Annotated in this window: 18 protein-coding genes and 1 tRNA gene; 3 read left to right on the top strand and 16 right to left on the bottom strand. The window is 58.4% G+C overall.

Annotated features, from left to right (window positions below; genetic code table 11):
• Positions 1 to 389: 389 nt before the first annotated feature.
• The 6 genes from QRN48_RS11520 to dibA form a co-directional block, all read right to left on the bottom strand.
• On the bottom strand, positions 390 to 1,379 hold the full coding sequence (locus QRN48_RS11520) for a sulfate/molybdate ABC transporter ATP-binding protein (RefSeq protein WP_191944702.1): 990 nt from the start codon (positions 1,377 to 1,379) through the stop codon (positions 390 to 392).
• Between the two features lie 3 nt (positions 1,380 to 1,382).
• Positions 1,383 to 2,255, bottom strand: coding sequence for a sulfate ABC transporter permease subunit CysW (gene cysW / locus QRN48_RS11515; RefSeq protein ID WP_037018684.1), 873 nt, complete (start codon positions 2,253 to 2,255; stop codon positions 1,383 to 1,385).
• Between the two features lie 12 nt (positions 2,256 to 2,267).
• A complete protein-coding gene (cysT, locus tag QRN48_RS11510; RefSeq protein WP_037018681.1) occupies positions 2,268 to 3,089 on the bottom strand; it encodes a sulfate ABC transporter permease subunit CysT in 822 nt (273 codons plus the stop codon).
• Positions 3,090 to 3,298: 209 nt separating this feature from the next.
• Positions 3,299 to 4,309, bottom strand: a complete 1,011-nt coding sequence (locus QRN48_RS11505) for a sulfate ABC transporter substrate-binding protein (protein WP_191944703.1) — start codon at positions 4,307 to 4,309, stop codon at positions 3,299 to 3,301.
• A 79-nt stretch (positions 4,310 to 4,388) separates the two neighbouring features.
• Positions 4,389 to 4,571, bottom strand: a complete 183-nt coding sequence (oscA, locus tag QRN48_RS11500) for a sulfur starvation response protein OscA (protein WP_037018675.1) — start codon at positions 4,569 to 4,571, stop codon at positions 4,389 to 4,391.
• A 478-nt stretch (positions 4,572 to 5,049) separates the two neighbouring features.
• Positions 5,050 to 6,972 (bottom strand): phosphodiesterase DibA, encoded by a 1,923-nt coding sequence (gene dibA, locus QRN48_RS11495; RefSeq protein WP_037018674.1) that lies wholly within the window; start codon positions 6,970 to 6,972, stop codon positions 5,050 to 5,052.
• Between the two features lie 177 nt (positions 6,973 to 7,149).
• Here dibA and desA point away from each other — a divergent pair, with 177 nt between their 5' ends.
• Both desA and QRN48_RS11485 read left to right on the top strand, forming a co-directional pair.
• Entirely contained in the window at positions 7,150 to 8,334 is a 1,185-nt protein-coding gene (gene desA / locus QRN48_RS11490) for a delta-9 fatty acid desaturase DesA (RefSeq protein WP_037018672.1), read from the top strand.
• Between the two features lie 139 nt (positions 8,335 to 8,473).
• Positions 8,474 to 9,451 carry a GGDEF domain-containing protein gene (locus QRN48_RS11485; RefSeq protein ID WP_285350687.1) on the top strand — a complete coding sequence of 326 codons (978 nt, stop codon included), beginning with the start codon at positions 8,474 to 8,476 and terminating at the stop codon, positions 9,449 to 9,451.
• A 33-nt stretch (positions 9,452 to 9,484) separates the two neighbouring features.
• Here the strand turns inward: QRN48_RS11485 and QRN48_RS11480 are convergent, their stop codons facing one another.
• From QRN48_RS11480 to gabD, 3 genes are all read right to left on the bottom strand, one after another.
• Positions 9,485 to 10,708: an HDOD domain-containing protein gene (locus tag QRN48_RS11480; protein WP_081955449.1), complete on the bottom strand. Its 1,224-nt coding sequence runs from the start codon at positions 10,706 to 10,708 to the stop codon at positions 9,485 to 9,487.
• Positions 10,709 to 10,872: 164 nt separating this feature from the next.
• On the bottom strand, positions 10,873 to 12,153 hold the full coding sequence (gene gabT, locus QRN48_RS11475) for a 4-aminobutyrate--2-oxoglutarate transaminase (RefSeq protein WP_037018669.1): 1,281 nt from the start codon (positions 12,151 to 12,153) through the stop codon (positions 10,873 to 10,875).
• Between the two features lie 195 nt (positions 12,154 to 12,348).
• Positions 12,349 to 13,791: an NADP-dependent succinate-semialdehyde dehydrogenase gene (gabD, locus tag QRN48_RS11470; RefSeq protein ID WP_037018667.1), complete on the bottom strand. Its 1,443-nt coding sequence runs from the start codon at positions 13,789 to 13,791 to the stop codon at positions 12,349 to 12,351.
• A gap of 358 nt (positions 13,792 to 14,149) precedes the next feature.
• On the opposite strand from gabD, the gene QRN48_RS11465 reads away from it, so the two are divergent.
• Positions 14,150 to 14,226: transfer RNA gene (locus QRN48_RS11465), tRNA-Arg, on the top strand.
• A 258-nt stretch (positions 14,227 to 14,484) separates the two neighbouring features.
• On the opposite strand, the gene QRN48_RS11460 is transcribed toward QRN48_RS11465, so the two are convergent.
• The 7 genes from QRN48_RS11460 to QRN48_RS11430 all read right to left on the bottom strand — a co-directional run bounded on the left by QRN48_RS11460 (position 14,485) and on the right by QRN48_RS11430 (position 24,710).
• Positions 14,485 to 15,225, bottom strand: a complete 741-nt coding sequence (locus tag QRN48_RS11460) for a pentapeptide repeat-containing protein (protein WP_285350683.1) — start codon at positions 15,223 to 15,225, stop codon at positions 14,485 to 14,487.
• A 64-nt stretch (positions 15,226 to 15,289) separates the two neighbouring features.
• The gene (locus QRN48_RS11455; RefSeq protein WP_285350682.1) at positions 15,290 to 15,952 is read right to left on the bottom strand and encodes a hypothetical protein; all 663 of its coding nucleotides are present in this window, start codon (positions 15,950 to 15,952) and stop codon (positions 15,290 to 15,292) included.
• A gap of 235 nt (positions 15,953 to 16,187) precedes the next feature.
• Positions 16,188 to 17,330 carry an ankyrin repeat domain-containing protein gene (locus QRN48_RS11450; protein WP_285350680.1) on the bottom strand — a complete coding sequence of 381 codons (1,143 nt, stop codon included), beginning with the start codon at positions 17,328 to 17,330 and terminating at the stop codon, positions 16,188 to 16,190.
• A gap of 124 nt (positions 17,331 to 17,454) precedes the next feature.
• Positions 17,455 to 17,934, bottom strand: coding sequence for a competence protein ComJ (comJ, locus tag QRN48_RS11445; RefSeq protein WP_191944717.1), 480 nt, complete (start codon positions 17,932 to 17,934; stop codon positions 17,455 to 17,457).
• Positions 17,934 to 22,307: an RHS repeat-associated core domain-containing protein gene (locus QRN48_RS11440; protein WP_285350678.1), complete on the bottom strand. Its 4,374-nt coding sequence runs from the start codon at positions 22,305 to 22,307 to the stop codon at positions 17,934 to 17,936. Before QRN48_RS11440 ends, comJ begins: the two co-directional genes overlap by 1 nt.
• Before the next feature lie 9 nt (positions 22,308 to 22,316).
• Complete coding sequence (locus QRN48_RS11435) at positions 22,317 to 22,754, bottom strand: DcrB-related protein (protein ID WP_285350677.1); 438 nt, start codon at positions 22,752 to 22,754, stop codon at positions 22,317 to 22,319.
• 18 nt (positions 22,755 to 22,772) lie between these two features.
• Entirely contained in the window at positions 22,773 to 24,710 is a 1,938-nt protein-coding gene (locus QRN48_RS11430; RefSeq protein WP_285350676.1) for a type VI secretion system Vgr family protein, read from the bottom strand.
• Positions 24,711 to 24,771: the final 61 nt, after the last annotated feature.

Below are 24,771 nucleotides of genomic sequence, written 5' to 3'. Positions count from 1 at the left end.
GCTCAGTCTCTGGCGAACAGCACACCTGTAGGAGCGCGCTTGCCCGCGAAGACGGCATTCCAGCCGCCGAAGATGTATCGGCTGTTCCAGCGCGCTCGGCGACAGCACACCTGTAGGAGCGCGCTTGCCCGCGAAGACGGCATTCCAGCCGCTGAAGATGTATCGGCTGTTCCAGCGCTCTCGGCAACAGCACGCCTGTAGGAGCGCGCTTGCCCGCGAAGACGGTATTCCAGCCGCCGAAGATGTATCGGATGTACCGGCCTCTTCGCGGGCAAGCGCGCTCCTACAATGCTCGACGCAAGCGGCAGCGTCTGGCGCCGTAGACCCGTAGCGTCAAGCGACGGCGTTTGGCGTCAAAAGCGAGCAGCGTCAAGCGGAGCAGGCCAGGCTTAAATGCCCTCCACCTTTTGCCAGACCTTTGGCTTAAAGAACAGCGTCTCGCCCCGGGCCAGCCCGGTCAGGCTGTCGTGGTCCTTGACCACTTCGGCCTCGATCAGCTCCGGCTGACCTTCCACCTTCAGCGTGACGCGCGTGGTTGCACCCAAAGGCCGGATGTCGCGGACTTCGGCTGCGTGATGCCCTTCCACCTCGTGCCGTGACAGCGAGACCTCATGCGGCCGAAACAGCACATGGTTGTCTTCGCCCAGGTGCAGACGGTTCGAATCGCCGAGGAAGTGATACACAAAATCGCTGGCCGGGTTCTCGTAAACGTCTCCCGGTGAGCCAATTTGTTCGATGACCCCCTTGTTCATCACCACGATGCGGTCAGCGACCTCCATCGCCTCTTCCTGATCGTGAGTGACGAAGACCGAGGTCAGGTTGATGTCTTCGTGCAACCGCGCCAGCCAGCGACGCAGCTCCTTGCGCACCTTGGCGTCCAGCGCACCAAATGGCTCGTCCAGCAGCAACACTTTGGGCTCTACCGCCAACGCGCGCGCCAGGGCAATCCGCTGGCGCTGACCGCCCGACAACTGCTCAGGATAACGATCCGACAACCAGTCCAGTTGCACCATGTTCAGCAGCTCATGGACTTTGGCTGCAATCTGGCTCTCGCTGGGCCGCTGGTTCTTGGGCTTCATGCGCAGGCCAAAAGCGACGTTGTCGAACACCGTCATGTGCCGGAACAGTGCGTAGTGCTGAAACACGAAACCCACGTTGCGATCGCGCACGTCGTGCCCCGAGACATCTTCACCGTGGAACACGATGCTGCCCTGGTCCGGCGTTTCCAGCCCGGCGATGATGCGCAGCAGGGTGGTCTTGCCGCAGCCGGACGGGCCCAACAGCGCCACGAGCTCGCCACTCTGGATATCCAGACTGATGCCGTCGAGGGCCTTGAAGGCGTTGAAATTCTTGCTGACGTTACGGACTTCGATCGACATGAATTATTCCTCCGCCGCGTTTTTGCGCAGACGGCTAATGCGCGCTTCGCTCCACTGCTTGAGCAGCAGGATGAACAGCGCAAGGATCAATAACAGGCTCGCCACGGCAAATGCAGCCACGTGGTTGTACTCGTTGTAGAGAATCTCGACATGCAGCGGCAGGGTGTTGGTTACGCCGCGAATGTGGCCGGACACCACCGATACCGCGCCGAACTCACCCATGGCCCGCGCAGTACATAGCACCACGCCATAGATCAGGCCCCATTTGATGTTGGGGACGGTCACGTGCCAGAACATTTGCCAGCCATTGGCGCCCAGCAGGCGTGCCGCCTCTTCTTCCTGCGTGCCCTGCTCCTGCATCAGCGGGATCAGCTCGCGGGCCACGAACGGCACCGTCACGAAGATGGTCGCCAGCACGATGCCCGGCAGGGCGAAGACGATCTGAATGTCGTGGTCCTGCAGCCAGGGCCCGAACACACCACGGGCGCCGAACATCAACACGTAGATCAAACCGGCAATCACCGGGGAAACCGAAAACGGCAGGTCAATCAAGGTGACCAGAATGGCTTTGCCACGGAATGAGTATTTGCTCACACACCAGGCCGCCGCGACGCCGAAGACCACGTTAAGCGGGACGGAAATCAGCACCGCGAACACGGTGAGCTTGAGTGCCGACAACGCATCGGGCTCAAGGATGGCCGAGAAGAATCCGCCGAGGCCGTTACTCAAGCCCTGGCCGATGACCACTACTAACGGCAGCAACAGAAACAACGCGAAGACCAGCCAGCCAAGGCCGATCAGAATGCGCCGCGAAACCGCGCTGCCACGACGGGCAGCATTGGCGGAGGACGCAGCAATGAGCGATGAACCAGACATACGTGCGCCTCCTCAGTTAGGGGTTTCGATGCGTCGTTGCAGCAGATTGATCAGCAGCAACAGTACGAACGACACCAACAGCATCATCACGCCAATCGCTGTGGCGCCGGTGTAGTCGTACTGATCGAGCTTGACCATGATCAGCAACGGCAGGATTTCCGTTTTCATCGGCATGTTGCCGGCGATGAAGATCACCGAGCCGTACTCACCTACACCGCGAGCAAAGGCCAGCGCGAAGCCGGTCAGCCAGGCAGGCAACAAGGCCGGTACGAGAATGTGACGGAACACCTGAATCGGTCTGGCACCGAGGCAGGCGGCGGCTTCTTCGACTTCGCGGGGGATGTCCGCCAGCACCGGCTGGACCGTGCGCACCACGAAAGGCAGGGTGACAAAGGTCAGGGCCAGCGTGATGCCGAAAGGGGTATAGGCGATCTTGATGCCCATGTCAGCGGCGAACTGGCCGATGAAACCGTTCGGTGTATACAGCGCGGTCAGTGCGATACCCGCGACGGCGGTGGGCAAGGCAAATGGCAGATCGATCATTGCGTCGATGATCTTTCGCCCGGGGAAGGTGTAACGCACCAGCACCCAGGCGAGCAAGGTACCGATGATGCCGTTGATGACGGCGGCACAAAACGCCGTGCCGAAGCTCAGTTGAAGGGCGGCAAGCACGCGAGGCGCCGTGACGATATTCCAGAACTGGACCGCACTGAGTTGTGAGGCGTGGATGAACATGACCGCAAGCGGTATCAGCACAATCAGGCTGAGGTACACCAATGTGTAACCCAGCGTCAGCCCGAAGCCGGGTATGACGGGGGATATGCGTCGAGACATAAAAGTCCTTGGTTAACACACGTTACCCGGAGCAAGTCCGGGTCCATTTATTGCGCTGGCGCTGCGCGGAAATCTATCAGAAACAACACCCGATGCCAGTGATCCACCTGTAGGAACGCGCTTGCCCGCGATTAGCCATCTGCCTGCGCCAAATGCACCGACTGACACCGCGCCTTCGCGGGCAAGCGCGCTCGTACCGGGTTCAGCGATTACTGCGGAATGTAGATCTGGTCGAACACGCCACCATCGTCGAAGAATTTGGGCTGAGCGGATTTCCAGCCGCCGAAGTCTTTATCGATGGTCAGCAGGTTCAGCTCGGGAAACTGCTTCTGGTACTTGGCAGCGATTTCCTTGTCACGCGGCCGGTAGAAGTTTTTCGCCGCGATCTCCTGGCCTTCCTTGCTGTACAGGTGCTTGAGGTATTCGGTGGCGATCTCGGTATTGCCGTGCTTCTCGGCGTTTTTCTCGACCACGGCCACGGGGGGTTCGGCGAGGATCGACAGGGAGGGCACCACGATGTCGAACTTGTCCGCGCCGCCGTCTTCTTTCAACGCCAGGAACGCTTCGTTCTCCCAGGCCAGCAACACGTCACCCTGGCCATTGTTGACGAAGGTGATGGTCGACCCGCGCGCACCGGTGTCCAGCACCGGAACGTGCTTGAACAGCTTGCCGATGTAATCCTTGGCCTTGGCTTCATCGCCGCCATTGGACTTCAGGCCATAGCCGTAAGCGGCCAGAAAATTCCAGCGAGCGCCGCCAGAGGTTTTCGGGTTAGGGGTAATGACCGATACACCGTCCTTGATCAGGTCGCCCCAGTCATGGATGCCTTTGGGGTTGCCCTTGCGCACCAGGAACACGATGGTCGAGGTATAGGGAGTGCTGGCGTCCGGCAGTTTGGTTTGCCAGTCCGCAGGAAGGGTCTTGCCCAACTTGGCGATTTCGTCGATGTCGCCTGCAAGCGCCAACGTCACGACGTCGGCCGGCGAACCGTCGATCACCGAGCGACCCTGCTTGCCCGAGCCACCGTGGGACTGGTTGATTTTGACAGTGTCGCCCGGGTGGGATTTTTTCCAGAAGTTGATGAATTCGGCGTTGTAGTCCTGGTACAGCTCGCGCGTCGGGTCGTACGACACGTTGAGCAGCGTGAAGTCCTTGGCGACGGCTGAACCGGCAAATACTGCACTGGCCAGAGCGGCCAGCGCATAACGACGAATGGACATGAATCAAGCTCCTGAACGAAAGGTGTTGTTGGCTTTTTTAGTTTTGGGTCGCGGTGGTCATCGGGCAGGCCGCCCGTCGTCAGCTCTGCTTGTTGCCAGGGTTCTGCAGACGGAATTTTTCCTTGCGCTCGATCTGCACCACCTGTGCGTTGTGCACGGTGATCTCGACCGCACCAAAACGCAGGTCCCGCAACGCGCTTTGAATTTCACGCAAAATGCTTGCTTCGTCCTGGCCGTCAACGCTACGCAGGGATGCGCTCATGCTCGTGCTCCTTGAAAGATGTGCCCGCAGCGTGGGCGGCCGCTGCTTGTGGCGTAAGCGCAATCTTAGAGACGCAGAGATATTCTTAAAAAGACTATTTAAGAATGCAGATATAACCAAAAGGTATTTGAGCTTGCTGTGCGCAGACAACCATGGATCTGTAGGCGCTGGCTTGCTGGCGAACCGGATCTATCAGCCGTCGTCGATGTGCCTGAACCAACGCATTCGCCAGCAAGCCGGCTCCTACAGTTTTGCGTTCACCCCAACCCCAGTGTGACGCCGACAGGTTGGGGTTCGCGCCAGCCCCGGCATGACGCCGGTGGTTTGGGATTCGCGCCAGCCCCGTGTGACGGCGATCTCCTGTAGGAGCGCGCTTGCCCGCGATGCGGACGCTGCGGTTGATCAGAATCACCGCACTATCGTTTTGCGGGAATGGCCCCCCCCCCCCCCGCAGAAGCTTCGCGTGGCGGCTGTTGCCTCACCCAGATACAAACATCGGCGCATGCTGCCAGTTGATTCGCCCGGCAGGCATCGGCCGCCCGAACCAGTAGCCCTGACCCAGTTCACAGTCGTGATCGAGGAGAAACTGTGCCTGATTGGCTTGCTCGATACCTTCTGCCAGGACGCGCATGCCCATCGCCCGCGCCAAGGCGATAATCGCGTTCACGATCGCAATATCGTCCTCGTCATACGGGAGGCCGGCGACAAAGCCCTGATCGATCTTCAGTTTCTGCACGGGCATGCGCTTGAGCCGCAGCAAGGATGAATACCCCGTCCCGAAATCATCGATGGAAAGCTTCAGCCCCAATCCACGTAGCCGGTGCATCTGTTCGATGGCTTGATCCGGGTCGTCCATGATCGCGCTCTCGGTGACTTCCAGTTCCAGAAACTCGGGCGCCAGGCCCGTTTGCTCCAATACCTTGGCCACCCGCCGATCAAGGTCACCGCGGCCAAACAACCGACTGGAAACGTTGACCGCGACGAACGAGATGTCCACACCTTGCGCCAGCCACTCCCCCATCTGCCGACAGGCTTCGGTCAACACCCAGTTGTCGATGTCGGCTATCAGGCCGCTCTGCTCGGCGATGGGAATGAACTCACCAGGCGCCACCATGCCACGCAATGGATGCTGCCAACGCACCAGGGCTTCAACCCCCTCAATGCAGCGGCTTTGAAGGCTGTGGATCGGCTGGTAAAACACCCGCAGCTCATTTTGCTCCACTGCCTGACGCAGCTCGGCCGCCAATTCGACGCGAAGCTGGGCGTGAGCGGTCAACTCGGCCGTGTACATCGCGTAGCTTTCCCGGCCCTGATGCTTGGCCTGTGACAGCGCGGCATCCGCATTACGCAGCAATTGTTCAGCGGTCAACGCATCGTGAGGAAAAATGCTGATGCCAACGCTGGCCGTCAGAAAAAGCGATTGCCCGCTGACCTGAAACGGCTCCCTAAGGGCCTCAAGAATGCCTTGCGCCAGTTCCGCAGACTGGGCGACCTGCTGGGCGTTTTCGAGCAGAATCGCGAACTCATCACCCCCAAGGCGGGCCAGCGTCACCCCCTTCTCCAAGTGGCAGGCAAGGCGTTCGGCAGCCGCTTTCAGCACTTCGTCACCGGCGTTGTGACCGAGGCTTTCATTGATGTGCTTGAAGTGGTCAAGGTCCACGAGCAGCAGCGCCAGGCTGCGTTTACTGCGACGTGCGTAGGTATGCGCCTGCTCGGTACGGTCGGTGAACAGCAACCGGTTGGGCAAGCCGGTCAGCGCATCATAATGAGCCAGGTGAGCCAGCTCGCGCTCTGAATGCTTGATCGACGAGATGTCGGAAAACACCGCAACGAATTGAGTGATTTCTCCGCGCTCGTCGCGGATCGGACGAATGCTTTGCCATTGCGGATAGATCTCTCCGCTCTTGCGCCGATTCCATATCTCGCCGCTCCACTGCCCGGCGCTGATGATGGTTTTGAACATCCGTTCATAAAACTCGGGCCCGTGGCGTCCTGATTTGAACGTGCTCGGGCGCAGGCCCAGTACCTCGTCCTGCTGGTAGCCCGTTATCTCGCTGAAGGCGCGATTGACGTGCACGATGACACCGGAGGCGTCCGTAACGAGCACGCCTTCCAGCGTGGTGTCGAACACCGCAGCCGCCAGACGCAGGCGCTGCATGTCCTCATCCCTGCGCGCCAGCTCGGTGATGCCCATGAATCCCAACAGCCGCGAGCGGGCCAGAAAGATCAGGACCGCACTGAGGGCCAGCCAGACATAGCCCCCGACTTGTTGCGCCCGCGCCAGCACGGTCGGGTCCTCGATCAGTCGCGGCAGTAGGTAGTCCCTGGTCGCCAACCACACAATCGACACAAGCCCGTACAACGTTGCGGTGCGTAGCGCATCCCGGGTAATGCTCGACATAAATAGAAACGACCTTGCGAAAGTCAGAAATTATAGAACAAGAAACATCTTGCGACGCTTATGTAAAAGAGCGGCTGGTTTTATCTGTGGGCTAAGTGATAATGCGCGCTTCTGTCTCAGGGTCTGCTCAGGCGGATCCGTACATCGCACGCGTTACAACCGAGGGCAACTCAGCCTATGTGGAACAACGGTCTGCTCGACCTTTCCGTCTGGCAATTGGTCGCAGTCACCCTGGCGATGACTCATGTCACCATCGTCGGCGTCACGGTCTATCTTCATCGTTACTCAGCTCACCGCTCCCTGGAACTCAACGCCGGGCTCAAGCACTTCTTCCGTTTCTGGCTGTGGCTCACCACCGCACAGAACACCCGCGAGTGGACCGCCATTCACCGCAAGCATCACGCGAAATGCGAAACCGTCGATGACCCTCATAGCCCGGTCATCAAAGGCCTGTCAACCGTGCTGCGCAAGGGCGCGGAGTTGTACCGCGCCGAAGCGGAGAACCCCGAAACGCTGCGTATTTACGGCAAAAACTGCCCTGAAGACTGGATCGAGCGCAACCTGTATTCGCGTTATCCCCTGCTGGGTGTGGCGATCATGGGCGTGATTGACCTGGCGCTCTTCGGCGTGATCGGCATCACCGTCTGGGCCATTCAGATGATGTGGATTCCGGTCTGGGCCGCGGGCGTGGTCAATGGCCTCGGTCATGCGGTGGGCTATCGCAACTTCGAGTGCCGCGACGCGGCGACCAATCTGGTGCCGTGGGGCATTCTGATCGGCGGCGAAGAGCTGCATAACAACCATCACACCTACCCCAACTCGGCCAAGCTCTCGGTCAAACGCTGGGAGTTCGACATGGGCTGGGCGTGGATCAAAGTGTTCAGCTGGCTGCGACTGGCGAAGGTGCAGCGTGTCGCACCGATCGCCCACCGCGTGGAAGGCAAGGGTCACCTGGATATGGACACGGCCATGGCCATCCTGAACAACCGGTTCCAGATCATGGCTCAGTACCGCAAGCTGGTGATCGCACCGCTGGTGGCTCAGGAACTGGCGAAAGCGGATGCCTCGGTGCGCCATCAGTTCCACCGCGCCAAACGGTTGCTCTCCCGCGAGCCCAGCCTGCTGGAAGACAAGCATCAAGCGCGGATCCAGACCATGCTGGAGCACAGTCATGCCTTGAAGGTCATCTACGAAAAGCGTTTGGCGCTGCAGCAGATCTGGGCGAAGACCAGCAGCAACGGTCATGACATGCTGGCGGCCATCAAGGAATGGGTCCACGAGGCGGAAGCCAGCGGGATTCAATCGCTGCGAGACTTCGCCGATCAGCTGAAAACGTACTCCCTGCGGCCTCAGCACGCTTGATGCCGTTGATCGGCGCCCATTCGTCTGAATGGGCCCGATCGGAACTTAGTGCCATTACTCCTATCTCATTAGCACCTTCGCACTATGCTGTGTGACATGTTGTGGCGTGCGCCGCACCTTATCTTGAGATGCAGTGCTCATGGACAACCAGAATCCCCGCGTTGAGACCCCCGCCGCAGCAGAGACCCTTCTGGCGCTGATGCACGCCCAGGCCGAAGTGGCACGTCTGAGCGAGCGAGAGCATCTGTTCAGCTCCCTGCTGGTCAGCGTGAACGCCGTGTTGTGGGCGTTTGACTGGCAGACGCAGCGCATGATTTACGTCAGCCCCGCCTACGAACGCATTTTCGGCCGCTCGGCCGGCCTGTTGCTCGCCGATTACAACGAGTGGCGCGACAGCATCTACCCCGACGATCTCGACTACGCCGAGCGCAGCCTTACCGAAGTGCTCGAGAAGGGCTCAATCGAAGACCGTGAGTACCGCATCATCCGCGCAGACGGTCAGGTGCGTTGGCTCAGCGACAAGTGCTTCGTCAGCCATCAGGCCGAGCACAGCCAGCGTTTGATCGTGGTCGGCATTGCCGAGGACATCACCGAGAAGAAGCATCTCGAAGACGAGCTGCAGCGTCTGGCCACCACCGACGTGCTGACCCAGAGCAGCAACCGTCGGCATTTCTTCGAATGCGCCCAGCGCGAGTTCGAACAAGCCCGACTGCAGGGCACGCCAATGGCATTCCTGCTCTTGGACGTGGATGACTTCAAACTGGTCAACGACACCTACGGTCATCAGGAAGGCGATTTGGTGCTGCAGCGGATCGCCGAATGCGGACGCAAGACACTGCGCCGCGGGGATTTGTTCGGGCGTATCGGTGGCGAAGAGTTTGCTGCGGTGTTTCCGGGCTGTGCGCCAGAGATGGCCCAGCAGATCGCCGAGCGGTTGCAGCGGGAAATCCAGCGCCTGAGCTTCCAATGCAACGACAAGACTTTCGGGATCACCGCAAGCCAGGGGCTGACCAACCTCGGTGAGCAGGATCAAAGCCTGGAAGCACTCTATGCGCGCTCGGATGCCGCGATGTATCAGGCCAAACGGCAGGGCAAGAACCAGATCGTACTGGTCTGAAGCTGGTCTCTCAGCTCAGCTCCACAGGTTCTTTCAAGCCACTGTCCTGCGCCGCATCCCTTCCAGATCCGACTCGCTGATCTTCAACAGCCGCGCCGATTTGCTTTTCGCCAGTGCTTCCAGCGGGTCTTCGAGCCCAAGCAAGCCCATCTGCCCGGCGACATTCATTGCCAGTACCTCACGTGTGAAAACGCCAGTGTTGTACTGATACACCGCTGCGATCAGCTCACGCAGCTCCAGCGGCAGCCGCCAGCGCGTCCGCAGCGCCGAACCGAACGAGGCCGAATACTGCGCCAGCGCGCGGCGAATGGTTGCTTCATCCAGTGTGCCGCCCGCATGCAGCCAGTCCTGCAGACAGCGCACCACCGTCAGATCGCCCAATCCTCTCAGCAAACCCGCGCAATAGCAGCGCTCGTGGTCCAGCTCCAGTTTGCGGGCCAACGTACGGGCGCACTCAGCGGTGCGTTGCGACACCTCCCAGATTTCGGTGGCGTGCAACAGCAGGGTGGCGTCAGTGAGGACGGCACCACGCTTCAGCGCGATCCCCTGAATCAAGTTAACGCTTTGAGGTGCACCGAGCACGGCGAGCGCCCTGCCCAGATTCTGCACAGGCTTGCCTTGGTGTTGCGTCGCGCTGCTCGCGGCTGCGATCAACAGCGCAGTGATATGTGGGTCCTTGGCCAAAGCCTGCTCCAGCAGCTTGAGATCAACGCCCGACGCCCCGCGACTGCCTGCCACCGCCGCAGCGACGTCCACGAACAGCGGCCCGCCGTCGGCCATTTCCCGGCGCTTATCAAGAAAGGCATCAAGGCCAACGCCCGCTTCAAGCGCGGGGACGGCGCAGGCGACCTGTGCGCCATCCTGCAGCAGCAAGGTCTCCAGCCGCTGGCGCAGACTTTCCATGTTCAAGGGTTTGGTCAGGTAGGCAGTGGGCGCCAACTGCACAGCCTCCCGGACGCTGGCGCTGTCGTTGCGACTGCTCAGCAGAATGAACCGAACCGGCGGCTGGCGGCGCAATTGCCGCAGTGTTCGAAGCAGGCTCAAACCATCGATACCGGGCAGCTCGCGTGACGCGATCACCAGGTCAGGGATGTACCCGCGCATGATTTCGACAGCCTCCCTGCCGTTCGCACAGATATCCAATTGCGCGTCGCAACGCACGTTCAGGACCAATTCGTTGAGCATCTCACGCGCCCAAGGGTCCGATTCAGCGATCAATACGCGGGGTACGGTGAGTGCCTCTACCACGGTCATCATGACTCTCCGGCAACTGTCCACTTACCTTAGTCAAAGACTGAGGACTGAGACAGGCAGAAAGAAAGTTTTATGGATCCAGAAACGAAAAAACCTGCCGAAGCAGGTTTTCTCAGACGAAACGGTTACGTTTTGATCAAACGTCCCGCGGGCTCATCGGTACAGCGTCAGGCGATTTCAGCGAAACATTCTTCGATGATCTTCAGGCCTTTGTCCAGCTGCTCGTCCGGCGAGGTCAGCGGGACCAGCACGCGCAACACGTTGCCGTAGGTGCCGCAGGACAGCAGGATCAGCCCCTTGTCACGCGCCTTGGCAATCACTTGCGCGACCGCTGCAGCGTTTGGCTTGTGGGTATCACCATTCTCGAAGCACTCGACGGCGATCATTGCGCCCAGCGCACGAACTTCACCGATGACCGGGTACTTGGCCTGGATGGCGCGCAAGCCCGTAACCAGACGCTCGCCAACGGCTTTGCAGCGGTCGAGCAGGTGCTCTTCCTCAAACACTTCCATTACCGCCAGTGCGGCAGCGCAAGCGATCGGGCTACCGGCATAGGTGCCGCCCAGACCGCCAGGCGCGATGGCGTCCATGTATTCAGCCTTGCCACACACGCCTGCGAGCGGGAAACCACCGGCGATGGATTTGGCGAACGTGGTCAGGTCAGCCGAAACGCCCATTTGCTCCATGGCGAAGAAGGTGCCCGTACGGCCAGCACCGGTTTGCACTTCATCGGCGATCAGCAGGATGCCGTGCTTGTCGCACAGCTCACGCAGACGCGCCATGAACGCTTTGGGTGCGACGTAGAAACCGCCCTCGCCCTGCACCGGCTCGATGATGATCGCGGCGATGTCTTTAGGCTCGGCGTCGTTCTTGAAAATGCGCTCGATGCTGGCGATCGAGTCGTCCACGCTCACACCGTGCAGCTCGTTCGGGTAGATGGCGCGGAAGATACCGCCTGGCATCAGGCCCATGCCGGCCGAGTACGGCACGACTTTACCGGTCAGACCAAGGGTCATCATGGTGCGGCCGTGGTAAGCCCCAGTGAAGGCAATCACACCGGCACGGCCGGTAGCGGCACGGGCAATCTTCACGGCGTTTTCAACCGCTTCGGAGCCAGTGGTTACCAGAAAGGTTTTCTTGTCGAAGTCACCCGGCACCTTGGCGTTGATCTTCTCGCACAGCTCAACGTAAGGCTCGTAAGCCAGCACCTGGAAGCAAGTGTGCGTCAGCTTGGTGAGTTGCTCCTGGACCGCTGCGACGATTTTCGGGTGCAGGTGACCGGTGTTCAGTACCGCAATCCCGCCGGCGAAGTCGATGAACTCGTTGCCTTCAACGTCGGTGACGGTAGCGTTCTTCGCGGAGTCGGCGAAGATCGGGTGGATTTGACCAACGCCGCGGGGGATAGCAGCTTCGCGGCGTTTCATCAGGGATGCGTTGGTTTTGCTCATCATTTCCTCATTCGCCGCTCATCGGGCGGCGCGGTTCAAGGATCAAGCGGCGGGGGTCAACAACGACAGCATACGATGATCGACTGTCGCGGCCTCCCGGCCACCAAATAGGTTGGTGCCACTCAAACCTGCGGCACGGCGCTCTCGCGTACCGCAGGCTGTCGAACATTCACTTGACTCTGTCGTGCAGCGACTTCAGACGCTGAGGCAAAGGTATTTGATTTCCAGATAATCTTCGATGCCGTATTTGGAGCCTTCGCGGCCCAGACCCGACGCCTTGACGCCACCGAACGGTGCCACTTCGTTGGAAATCAGGCCGGTGTTGATGCCCACCATGCCGTATTCCAGCGCTTCCGCCACGCGGAAGACGCGGCTCAGGTTCTGGGCGTAGAAATACGACGCCAACCCGAACTCGGTGTCGTTGGCCATGGCGATCACTTCGTCTTCGTCCTTGAAGCGGAACAGCGGCGCCAGCGGGCCAAATGTCTCTTCCTTCGCCACGGCTGCGTTTTTCGGCACGTTGACCAGAATAGTCGGTTCGAAGAAGTTACCTTCCAAGCTGTTGCCACCGCTCAGCACCTTCGCGCCTTTGCTCAGCGCGTCGGCGATGTGCTCCTTGACCTTGGCCACCGCCTTTTCATCAATCAACGGGCCGGTGGTGGTGCCTTCGGTCAGACCATCACCGACTTTAAGCTTGGCAACGGCGACCTGCAGCTTCTCGGCGAAGGCGTCGTATACCGCGTCCTGCACGTAGATGCGGTTGGCACACACGCACGTCTGGCCGTTGTTGCGGTACTTGGAGATGATCGCGCCTTCAACGGCCTTGTCCAGATCGGCGTCGTCGAACACGATAAAGGGCGCATTGCCGCCCAGCTCCAGCGAGACTTTCTTGATGTCGTGGGCGCATTCGGCCATCAACTGGCGTCCGATCTCGGTCGAGCCGGTGAACGACAGCTTGCGCACGATCGGGTTGCTGGTCAGCTCGCTGCCGATGTCACCGGCGCTGCCGGTCACCACGCTGAACACGCCAGCCGGAATGCCAGCACGCTCGGCCAGCTCAGCCAGCGCCAATGCCGAGTAAGGCGTTTGCGAAGCGGGCTTGAGCACCATGGTGCAGCCTGCCGCCAGCGCTGGGCCGGCTTTACGGGTGATCATCGCCGCAGGGAAATTCCACGGAGTGATGGCCGCGGTCACGCCGATCGGCTGCTTGAGCACGATCAGTCGCTTGTCTGGTTGGTGGCCCGGAATGACGTCGCCGTAGACGCGCTTGGCTTCTTCGGAAAACCACTCAATAAAGGACGCGGCGTAGGCGATTTCACCTTTGGCCTCAGCCAGTGGCTTGCCCTGCTCCAGGGTCATCAAGCGGCCGAGGTCATCCTGGTTTTCAATCATCAGCTCGAACCAGCGACGCAGCTTGGCGCCACGCTCTTTGGCGGTCAGTGCACGCCAGGCGGGTAATGCCTTATTGGCCGCTTCGATGGCGCGGCGGGTTTCAGCGGCGCCCATCTTGGGCACGGTGCCAAGGATCTCGTTGGTCGACGGGTTGTTGACCTTGATGGTCTGACCGCCGTCGGCATCCGCCCACGCGCCATTGATGTACGCCTGTTGGCGGAACAACTTCGAGTCTTTGAGCTGCATGTCGGCCTCCTGAACAGCACCGCGCACGGCGGAGCGAACGATTATGAGTGCGGGCGTCTCGAACGAGATCGCCGCCGGGGAATCTGCCGCCGAGCCCTTGGGTTTGCAATAGAAGCAGGCTGGGCGTTTGAAATCTCAAACGAATCCTAGGGACTACAGGGTTAAAGGACAATAGTGCGTTCGAAAAAAAGAACGCCTGGGGATCGGGTGGTGTGGAAATCGGACAAGCGTAGCTGCGCAGGGGCGGAAATGTTTGTGACCGAGGGAGCTGGTTATCGGAGGAGGTCCGCCGATTTGCGATCATTGGATCGCCAGCATGGACGCACGCAGGCCAGATGAGTATTATGGCGCCCGCGTTGCACCTGTAGCTCAGCTGGATAGAGTACTGCCCTCCGAAGGCAGGGGTCATGGGTTCGAATCCCGTCAGGTGCACCATCTTCCTTCCCTTGTGTTCGCGAGGGAAACGCAACAACCTCCGGGCTTGCAAGGTTCTTGCAGGCCTGCCTCGAAACAAAGCATCCTCGCGTAAAACGCAAAGTCGCCCATGCGTATGCACCGAGTGTCCAAGCCTGAATCGCTGGACTCAGAAGCCGACCGCATGCGGGTGTGTCGGAAACTCAGCTGCGTATTTGAGAGATGCTAATACTGAAGCAGCCACTGCAAGCTCCCTTCCAGCCTGAATCACGACCGCACCTACTGCGGGCCATTAAGGAGAGAGAGCAGCATTGTCGCCATCTCTATGCCTTCACTGTCTTCGAGATTTTTTATATTTAAAATCGCTCCACGTTGTGCGCTTAGCTTCAGCAGCCGGCGTTTTAATATAGCGTGCGACGGGCTTTCAGGTGGTGTTGATATACTGTCAATTGCTTTTTTTGCTCGACACGAAATATCTCGAAAATAGGCATGCCGAGCGTCCTCAGGCGGTACAACTGTCTCAAGATCACAATCCTGGAAACTAACAGCGTCCAGGTAGCACTCTTTGAAATCCACATATAACGGTGTATTTTTTTCATCAGCTGTGAACTTTACCTCTTTAAGCTTTCCGGTAAATGTGACGTTGAGAATATTTTTGACAGCAAATACTGTATCTACGATCGTGCAATTAAGAAATTTACAATTTTTGAACTGACAGCCTACAGAGGAAGTCTGCCTAAAATCGCATTTACTAAATATGCAGTACTCGAACTGGCTATCATTTAAACCCGAGACTCTGAAATCGACATTTATGAATTCGCAATCTTTCAACCTGGTCTCATGGAAAAATCGGGAATTTGAGAAGTCGGTTTTCTCGAATCGGCAGGCCTCAAACTCGCAACGATCAAAGATAGGTTGAGAAAGTTGTGATTTTACCAGTGAGGCCCCCACAATTCGACCGTCACTGAATCGGGACTTCTCTGGCAGCACGAGGCCAATTTTCTTGATCCCAGACAGCATATTTATATACCCCGAGTACAAAAAGTTAAACCACCCTAAGCGTATATCTCAAATGAGCCGCAATTTAAGTGAACTGAACCAGAAAATAACCAGCCGCACCTGCCGCTTGCATTTTTTTTGCACGACTATCAGCAAATATATATCCTATACCTCCTCCGAATATCCCTTCATGTCGCGGACTTATTTTCGCTATGTCGGAATCTAGAATCTGAGCGAGAAAATAATATCTAGGACTTTCATATAAGGGGTCTTGCAGCCACGCAGGGCGGCCAAGAGCCTTACTGACACCAATCCCACAATCGGGGTCGTCCAACTCCTCTTCCATTTGTTTGGGAGCGAGTGGTTGAAGTGCGATATAAGCCCTCGGCATCACTTCGATAACATCTGACGCGTTAAGCTCACCAGATGCTAATTCATGAAGCAGAACGTAGCTATGACCAAGCTTTAGTTTTTCCATTTCGCATTGTTGATGCACTGCCAGTTTGCGTACTGATGACCTCTTTATAGCGTCACGTCCATACTCAATCGAGACAAACACTGTTATAGCCATGCCTGGCGGAATGAAGGGAACCGTGAGAAACGTCGAGGTGATCATCACCACAGGTAGCATGAATTGACCGGTTTCAGGATCCTTAGGCCAGAGATCAAGGCTGGTGAGCCAAGCGCTACCCCCGATCTGGCCGAGCCCTTGGTCGTGCTCCGTGAAAATTATTTGATCGAAACCCATATTGACTAATCCTTTAGAAAATCAACTCTAGCTAGGATAGATAACGCCGGTAAACCGCTCGCTGCCCTTATCTTTCGCTGAGTGACAACGCCCTAGTGTATAAGTGAATTGTGCGCCGTCCCCGGCTTGAACCACATCAACTTCAGTCCGTGCATTTCACTTGTACCAATCTCAATGCTTGCGGCTGAGACTGCTCGGTTGGCACCTTTTCATGACGCCCGCAGGATCTCAACATTCACAATGGCGATGGCAAAGCTACGCTTTTCCAGCTAGCCGTACGCTTCTTCTGCAGAATTTTCTCCAAGGCTTCGTCTCGTGGCGGCCCTTTTTTCGTCAATTTTAAAGGCGCCAATACGTAAAGTTTAACCGAATCATAATGACCGCCCACTGTAAAGTTATCCGCCGCAGCCCACACTTTATCGACTAAAATTAAAGCATCTGTATCTCTTGGCCAACTTAGTGAGCTATAGGCGGGATCTGAGCGCAATATAATTTCGCCTTCAGTTAACGGGTTACTATCAATTATCCGCCTTGACAATCCGGCAAGTAATCCCTGAGGAAAAGCCCACGCACTGTCGATGTTAAGGCCCTGCCTTGGTAGTCGCCAACTGCCAGGCAAGCAGATAAAAAGTTCCGTACGAGGTCGTTGCTCAAACAGTCCAACAGTGAAAAAAAATTTAAAGTCATTCTTATCGGCAATACAACTTACCCGCAGCCTAACATTAGATTCACGCACCTGCGGGGTTAGTTTTTCAGGCAAAACCCAACCAGCGGTTCTTGTAACAAACTCGACAATGGGTGCGCCGGGAGATAGATCTTCGTCAGGATCACGAGTAATTGCAGAAATACCACCCTCCGCTTCGAGGCGCTTTGCTATTGCATCAAAACCCCAAGATTGCGCCAGATCCAACGCGGTCCGGTTAAATTTGGCGTGCAGCCTGTTGATGTCTGCATGGTGACTAAGAAGAAGATCTACAACATCATAGTTTCCGAAAGTGACAGCCGCTATTAAAGGAGAAGTTACTGATTCGGGCGAGCCATCGACATCCGCGCCAACCTCTAGAAGCCACTTAACAACTTCCAATTGACCGTTTCTTGCTGCCAATCCCAGCGGTGTTGAATTGCCTGACCCAGCTGTAACTTGGTTCACGTCGACACCCAACTCGACAAGCAATTGACATACAGCGAGCTGGTTGTGTTCCGCCGCGTAGTGCAGCACCCCCGGGTAGCCTGCGACAATGAAGCCAGGCGGTTCAAGGGCATACGGAAATGCGGCGAATTCTTTTCGTAAGAAAGCAATATCCCCCGACTCGATACGCGCATAAATTTCTCGAACACGCGCCGCGTCGTCACCGTATGCCCTCTCGAGGCTAATCATCTGCGAATATTTCCTAATTAGATTTTCTAGGAATGGCATGCGGCTTAAAGCTGAAGCCCTTCACTTTTGCAGTCTCACTACTTCCTCCCACTCTCAGCCCATCGGCTTGAGCCAACTGATGCGGTTAGGACTTGCCTTCCACCAGCATCTTGTTTTTCTCCCCTCCCCATGGATCGTCAAGCAGATATTTGGCAGAAACTATTTGCTCGGCAGGAATGAGCGTAATCTTGTAGAAAATCTCGTCACCTTCGCAAACCTCAAAATACAACGCGTAATCACGCTCTGCTAAACCAAGCTCAACGCTAAATTTCTCGGAGGCGGAGGCGACCTCTACACGAGAGGGATCCGTGACATGAAACGGCACGACAATACGACGCTGGGCGGATTCATCAGGATTGAAGTGGCTTGCCAGTTCCAAATGAATGTGTGCGCCAAACGCATCTTCTGGAAGGGGATCAAAAATCACGTAGTCACTATGAATGACCGCGCCTTGTTCTAGATTCTTCTCGCCCCATTGACTGGAGCTTTCATCGAACGGTCGCGATCGAAATTGAATCTGGCTGTGGGAGATAAGCAGATCGACAGACTGACTGTTGTTTTTCATCAGTAAACCTCTATTTTGACTTTGGTTCCGTTGGGCAGGTCGGACAATATATTACCTATGCTCGAGCCGGCCCCCCGATTATCACTAGGATCAATGTACCTAACACTCGCACCTGTCCCCCCCTCTTTGAACATTGCCATAGGCCACTCGTCTCGATCCTTACCGGCTTTGGTCTTGATATCCTTCAAGCTAAGCTTGCGATTCAGCTTAGCGGCGTCACGCTGAACGGTCACAATGAAGGGATGCCCTTTCTTGATTGCGCTATCGATATGCCCGAACGTCTCCGGATGCTCCGAACGCTTCAACCTTAACGTGTAGTCGTATCTCTGCGATCGCGCTCTATTCAGAGTGCACCCGGCAAGCCCAAGCGGATCCGTCCAAGCAAATGGGTTCAAAACGAATGCGTACAAATTGAAACCACCCGCCAATCCAATCGGGTCCGGCGTCGTAAACCGTCCCACGTCCGGATCATAAAACCTGAACGTATTGAAGTGCAGCCCCGTCTCGCGGTCCAGGTACTGCCCCTGAAACCTCAGGTTCTGCTCTTCGATGTAGTACGGCTCGCGCACCTCTTGCAGCGTGTTGCCCCACACCCGGTAGGTCGCCTGCCATACATTGTGGCCGTCGGTCTCGGTGAGCTGTTCCGGCAAGCCGTTGAGGTCGTTGTGGTAGTAACGAATTTTTTGCAGCGGGCCGGCGCCGTCGACGCGGGCCACCGGCACATAGCCGCCCTCATCTTCGTACACGTACAGGCTGGTCTGACTATGTTTATGCTCCTGCAGCAGGCGCATTCCATCCCAGGTGAAACGGGTTTCGCCCAGGGGGTAGCCGTTGCTGTCGTGCTCGGTTTTGGAAACACGACGCCCCAGCGGGTCGTAAGTCATGCGCACGATGCTGCCGTTTTCGTTGCGCACTTCAATCAGGCGGCTTTCAGCGTCGTAGGCGAAGCGCTGGATGCCACGTCGAGTGCTGCGCTTCTCGATCATGCGACCGAAGGCGTCGTAGCGGTAGCGCTTGTCCTGGTAAGTCAGCAACTTGTTGTGCCGCACCAGACCAGCGCCTGCGGGCGAGCTGTCGAGCAAGTTGGCAGCGGCGTCGTAGGCGAAGGTTTCACTCTGGCCGTGCAGGCTGTCCTGACTGGCAATGATGCGGCCGGTGGCGTCGTAGTGCAGCAGTTGGCGCTGGCTTGCTGCGGGTTGCTGGTCAAGTTTGCCGATCAGGTTGTCGGCCGGGTCGTACTCAAAATGCTTCTGCACCGCGGCCGGCAGCAATGCCGGTTGGCTGCTGTGCCGGCGTTGCCGGGCGCGCAGGCGGCCGCTGCGGTCGTATTCGCTACGGGTGCTGAGTTTGCCCTGGGTGCGCAGAACTTCGCGATGGAGGCGATCACGCTCGAAGTCACTGATGACCTGGCCGTCAAGGTTGATCTGGTGCAAGTGGCCGCTGCCGTAGTACAGGCGGTTAAGCCAGCGGCCGTCCGGTAGCTGGCTCTGGATCAGGTTGCCGAGTTCGTCGTAGCAGTGCTGCAAAGTGCCGGTCTGGCTGCGTTCAGCGCACAGTTGGCCGATGGCGTCGTAGGCAAAGCCTAACGCGTGGGCGTCGCCTTTCAGGTCGGTGAAGGTGACGGCCGTCAGCTGGTCGAGCATGTCGTAGCCATAGTCGGTGCGACCGTCGGCAGTGACCTTGCCAGTCATGCGGCCCACAGCATCACGTTCCAGGCGATGGACGATTGGCGCCGGGGGCGCCTCAGGGACCAAAGCCAGGCCGCTGCCGTAAGGAGCCGGCGTTGCAGTAACAAGCGTGATGTTGCCCAAGGGGTCGTAGGCATAATGCCGAGCGCTGCCGTCCAGGTCTTGCTGAGCGACCAGCCGGTCGGCGGCGTCCCAGGCGAATCGATAGCTTTCCCCGTTCTCGTTGGTCAACGCTTGCAGACGGCCGTAATCGTCGTAGCTGAATTGCACGTGCCGGCCATGGGCATCGGTCCGTTGACGCACCTGACCGCGGCGATTGTGCTGGTAAAGTGTGGTGTGCCCGGCGGGGTCGGTGTAGCCAATCAATTGCCCGGCCGTGTCACGCTGGTAGTGCTCGACACGTCCGTCGGGCAGCTGGCTCGCGAGCAGACGCCCTTGAGCGTCATAGCTGAACACGGTCCGCTCGCCGAGGGCATCGGTGATCGCCTGCAGATAGCCTCGCGGGTCGTAAGCGAAACGAGTGGGATACCCGGAGCAATCGACGTGCTCCAGCAACTGCCCGAACGCATTCCAGCGCAACGTCTTGCGCTTGCCGGTGGCGTCAATAATGACGGTGATCTGGCCTTGGGCATCATAGGCGTAGCGGGTGACATGGCCCAGTGGGTCGATTTCTGCGGTGCAGTTACCGCGTGGGTCGTAACGATATTGCCAGCTGTTGCCGGCAGCGTCGGTCTCAACCAGCGGCAGCGCCCAGTGTTCGAGCCACAGCGTGGAGTCGCTGCGGCCCAATGGGTCGGTTTCGCCCATCAGGTTACCGGCTTCGTCATAGCTAAAGGCGTAGCGCCCGCCCTGCGGATCGATCGCGCCGAGCAACTGACGTTCGTCGTTCCACTCGAATAGCCAGGCCTGGCCCAGGTTGTCGCGGTGCTCGATGATCTGGTGCTGGCTGTTCCAGCGTCGGGTACTGACCCGTTGCAAACCATCGGTGATACGAGTGATGCCCATCGTCAGGTCGTAGTCGAAGCTGTAAGCATCGCCTTCATCGGTCCAGTGCCGGACCACTCGCCATTCGTGTCCTTCGACCAATGCCCACTGATAGAAACAGCGCAGCCCGGTGGGCAGTTGGTGTTCGACCATGCGCTGACCGGCGTCGTAATTGAAGATCCGTCGGATTTGACCCGTGGCGTCACGCACTTCGCTCAGATTGTTCGCTGCATCGTAGCTGTAGTTGACCAGTACTTCGCGGAGCTGGTCAGGGTAAAGACGCTCGATCCGAACAAGACGGCCGTGCTCGTGAATGAGCTCGATTTTTATCAGGTCGGCGGTGTCACGCAGTCGCACCAGGCGGCCGGCGGGGTCGTAATCCAGATAGATACGGTTTTCGTTGCGGTCGCCCAATTGCTCGAGACGCAGCCGCGTGGGGTCTCCCTGCGTCGGCTGGAACAGCCGGTACACGCCGTCATCGCTCTCTATCAGCAACTGGCCATTAAGGTGGCGCCGGACACTGAGCCCTTCGCCGGGGCTGAACACTGCGCCACCCAACGGTATTGAGCCCATGTCGATGGGCCGGCCTTGCTCGTCCGTGTACACCAGTTTTTCGCCGCCGTCTTCATGCCCAAGGACGTCAACGCGAACCTCATACGAGACACTCCAGCCGATTCCAAACATCCCGTCTTGGCGCTGATCACTGCTGTTGTAGAAGCGCTGCCAGTCAATGGGCAGGATGCCTGGCATCACGAAATCCAGTTCGTCGTCGCCACCCAGCACCTTGGCCCCGGTAGCGGCATGCACCGGGTTGGACGAACCCATGGCCGCGTTTGCTGCGGCACTCATGGCACTGCTGACCCCCATCGACACCGCGCCACCCACTAGCATGCACGGCAGCTTGCTGAAGAATTTACCCTTGCTGCCTTTCAGCATCAGGAGTGCCGTCACAGCCAATCCGACGCCAGGGGTCTTGCCGCTGCGGATTTCTCGCACCACCACCGACCCGCCGCCAATAGTGACATTGGGAGACACCAACCCTGCTGAAACGACTTTCGCATCGCATGTGCTGCGATCCCCGCTGCGCACGGCAGGCTGCCCATTGATCGTGACCTTGTCCGAGCCCTCGGCCATAAACTGCGGCGGCATGGGCGGATGCTTCATGCAGACGACGATGTCCAACGGTTTGGGCACGGCACCGGGTGCGGGCGTGGCCACGGTAGGGCGCCACATCTGCGAGAAGAAACTTTCGGCCATGTCGAGATAGCCGGGTTCGGCCTGTGGCTCCAGCGCATCCAGTTCGGTGCCGGCCGGCGCGACGTGAGAATCGATTGCCCCGGCGGCACGAGCGGCAGGGATATTGTTGGTCAACGTGTTGGTGGAGCCGGTCAGGATGTTCGCCTGCACCGTGGGTGGGAACAGTGCGTTACCTACGCTTTCGCACAAGCTGCTCAGGCCCCGGTCCGCCCCCGTCTTGCTCATCGCCAGACCCACAACCGTACCGACCACCGCGCCGAGCAGGAAGCAACCCAGCCCACCGGTAGCAACGGTAATACCGGTGGCCGCGACCACTGCAGCCGTCGCCAGCGCAGTGATGGCGATATTTGCCGCGACTTCCAGCACACCGCCAAGGATGTCAGCCATCATTGAGGTGTGATCGAGCGCATCGCCCATCCGGGCGGCCCAGAGCGCGTCAGACATCCCGATTGCTCACCGGGCCGGCACGTCGAATACCAGCGAATGCTTGATGGTTGCCCAATGCGCCGCTTCGGCATCGCCAAGTGTGTCGGCTTTCACATAGCTCAAGGCAAGCATTTTGCGGGTCCCGGGCAGCACCAGGGCTAACTGGTACTGGAATACTTTTTCGTTACCTTTGTGGAATTGACTGCGCAGTTCAACGCCTTCCACTTCCCCGTTCTCGCCCAATCGCACCGCAACGCCCAGCTGGCAGCGTAAGTCCTGGACCTGCTTTTCCAAACGCTGGAGCTGATCATCAAGGTTACTTTGCAGGGTTTCGCCGTCGGCCAGCAGGCTGCGGCTGACGATCAGCGATGTGCCCAATTCGGGAAATTTGAGAATGTTGATGGAGGCGTCGAGCACATCACCGGGTGGCAATTGAAACTGGAATTCATTGAGACGGTAAGTCATGGCGCAGAAATCTCGCGGTTAGCCCTTGGGCTTGGGAAAGGCGGCGTTGATGTTGGCGTCAATGCTGGCCTTCACGCCTTGTCCATCGGGCGTGGCGCCGGGGCCGCCGCCGTTGTTCAGATGCAGCACGCCGCCGGTGTTGAACTCGGCGTCGCCGCTGGCAAAAAAGCTGATCTGCACGCCGGTGAGGTTGATCTGCCCGCTCGCGTTGAGCTCCAGGATGCTTTCGCCGCACACCAGTCGCAGGTTCTCGCCTACCTCGATCACGTAGCTCTGGCTAACGCTGTCGGTCTTGCGCTGGCCGACCGCCAGGATGTCCTCCTGCTTGACGATGCGAAGCCGGTTGTTACCAATGGTCACCGTCTCGTCATGACCAACACTCTTATTGCGGTCATGCCCCACCGAATGGCTTTCATCCACTTCCACCACGATGTCCTGATTGCGCTCGGCATGGATATAAAGCTGCTCTTGGCCCTTTTTGTCTTCCATGCGGATTTCATTGAAGTTCGCCGGGCTCCCACCTTTGCTGGAGCGACTTTTCATGCCGCTTTGTGTGGCGTTGGCCGGCAGGTTGTAGGGCACGGTCTGTTCGGCGTTGTAGACGCGGCCGGTGACGATGGGCCGGTCCGGGTCGCCTTCGAGAAAGCTGACGATGACTTCCTGGCCGATTCGCGGGATCTGCATCGAACCCCAGTTCTTGCCAGCCCAGGCTTGAGAGACACGAATCCAGCATGAGCTGTTTTCGTTGGATTGATCGTGGCGGTCCCAGTAGAAATGCACCTTCACCCGACCGAACTGGTCGGTCCAGATTTCTTCCCCCGCCGGGCCCACCACCAGGGCGGTCTGCGGGCCCTTGACGACGGGGCGTGGAGTCGTCGGCTGAGGCCGGAAGCTTTGCTGGGCATCGATGCACACCAAGCGGCTGGAATACTGCGAACCGCCGCCGGTGCTGCCGGTTTCCAGCTGTTCCTGCGAGACGGTGCAGTGGGCGCTGACGATCAGGTACTCGCGATTCTGATCTTCGCGACCAAAGCCGATGAGGCTGAACAGATGCCCGGCGCCCAGACCCCGAGCGTTGCCATGGAGTTCGACGCGTTCGTGCAGGCTTTGCACCGCCTCGATGCGGGTGCGCGCGTAGTGTTCGCCGTCCTGGCTTTGCACGTAGGTGCCGGGGTAGTCGTACAGCGGGTAATCGCCGGCACTGTGCGCGCGCGGCATGGCGGAACGCACGTTGATTCTCGCGGACGGACGCTGGAAGTCGTAGTCATTGAGCTCCAGTGAACCGGGTTGCACGTGCTGGGCCAGACGCCAATCGTCGATGTGGTCGCGCTCGCGATGCTGGCCGTCCGGCGGGTAATACGGCACCGCCTCGTAGCCCGGCGCCGGGTGATGGGCACCATAAGCATCCGCCAGCACCAGCACATGGCGGTCTTGTTCGTGACGGAAGTAATAGTAGATGCCTTCCTGCTCCATCAACCGACTGACAAAGTCAAAACTGGTCTCGCGATACTGCACGCAGTATTCCCACTCGCGATACGCGGCGCTTAGGGCATCCTCAAAATCTGAAAACCCGAGGTCGCGGAACACCTGCTTGATGATTTGCGGGATGGTCAGGTTCTGAAAGATCCGACAGTCCGATGTGCGTGTTAGCAGCCATAACCACGGGCGCAAAATGGCTTGGTAGCTGGCAAACTGGCCGCGGTTCACGCCCTGGCTGCAGCTCGCCACGATGCCGTGGAAATACCGGTCGCTGCCATCAGGCAACTGCAGCGACACGCTCATTGGCTTGCCGAGCAACCGGTTGAGGTCGATGGCGCCGTCCAGCGAGGTGAGCTCCAGCTGAAATTCAAATGGGCGACCCATTTCATCGGCGCCAGTCAAGTGCTTCAGCAACAGGACATCAGCCCCGAGGGGGCTGCTGATTTTGGCCAGACGTGTGGCTTGGGTGAGTTGCATTAAGGACCTATTGTTGCGGGTTCAACGTAATGAACGACAAGCGCTCGCAACTTCTGCGGGG

Source organism: Pseudomonas sp. ME-P-057 (assembly GCF_030208975.1).
GTDB lineage: Bacteria > Pseudomonadota > Gammaproteobacteria > Pseudomonadales > Pseudomonadaceae > Aquipseudomonas > Aquipseudomonas lutea.
The sequence above is the reverse complement of the archived record's forward strand: the minus strand, read 5'-3'. Positions and strand labels throughout refer to the sequence as shown.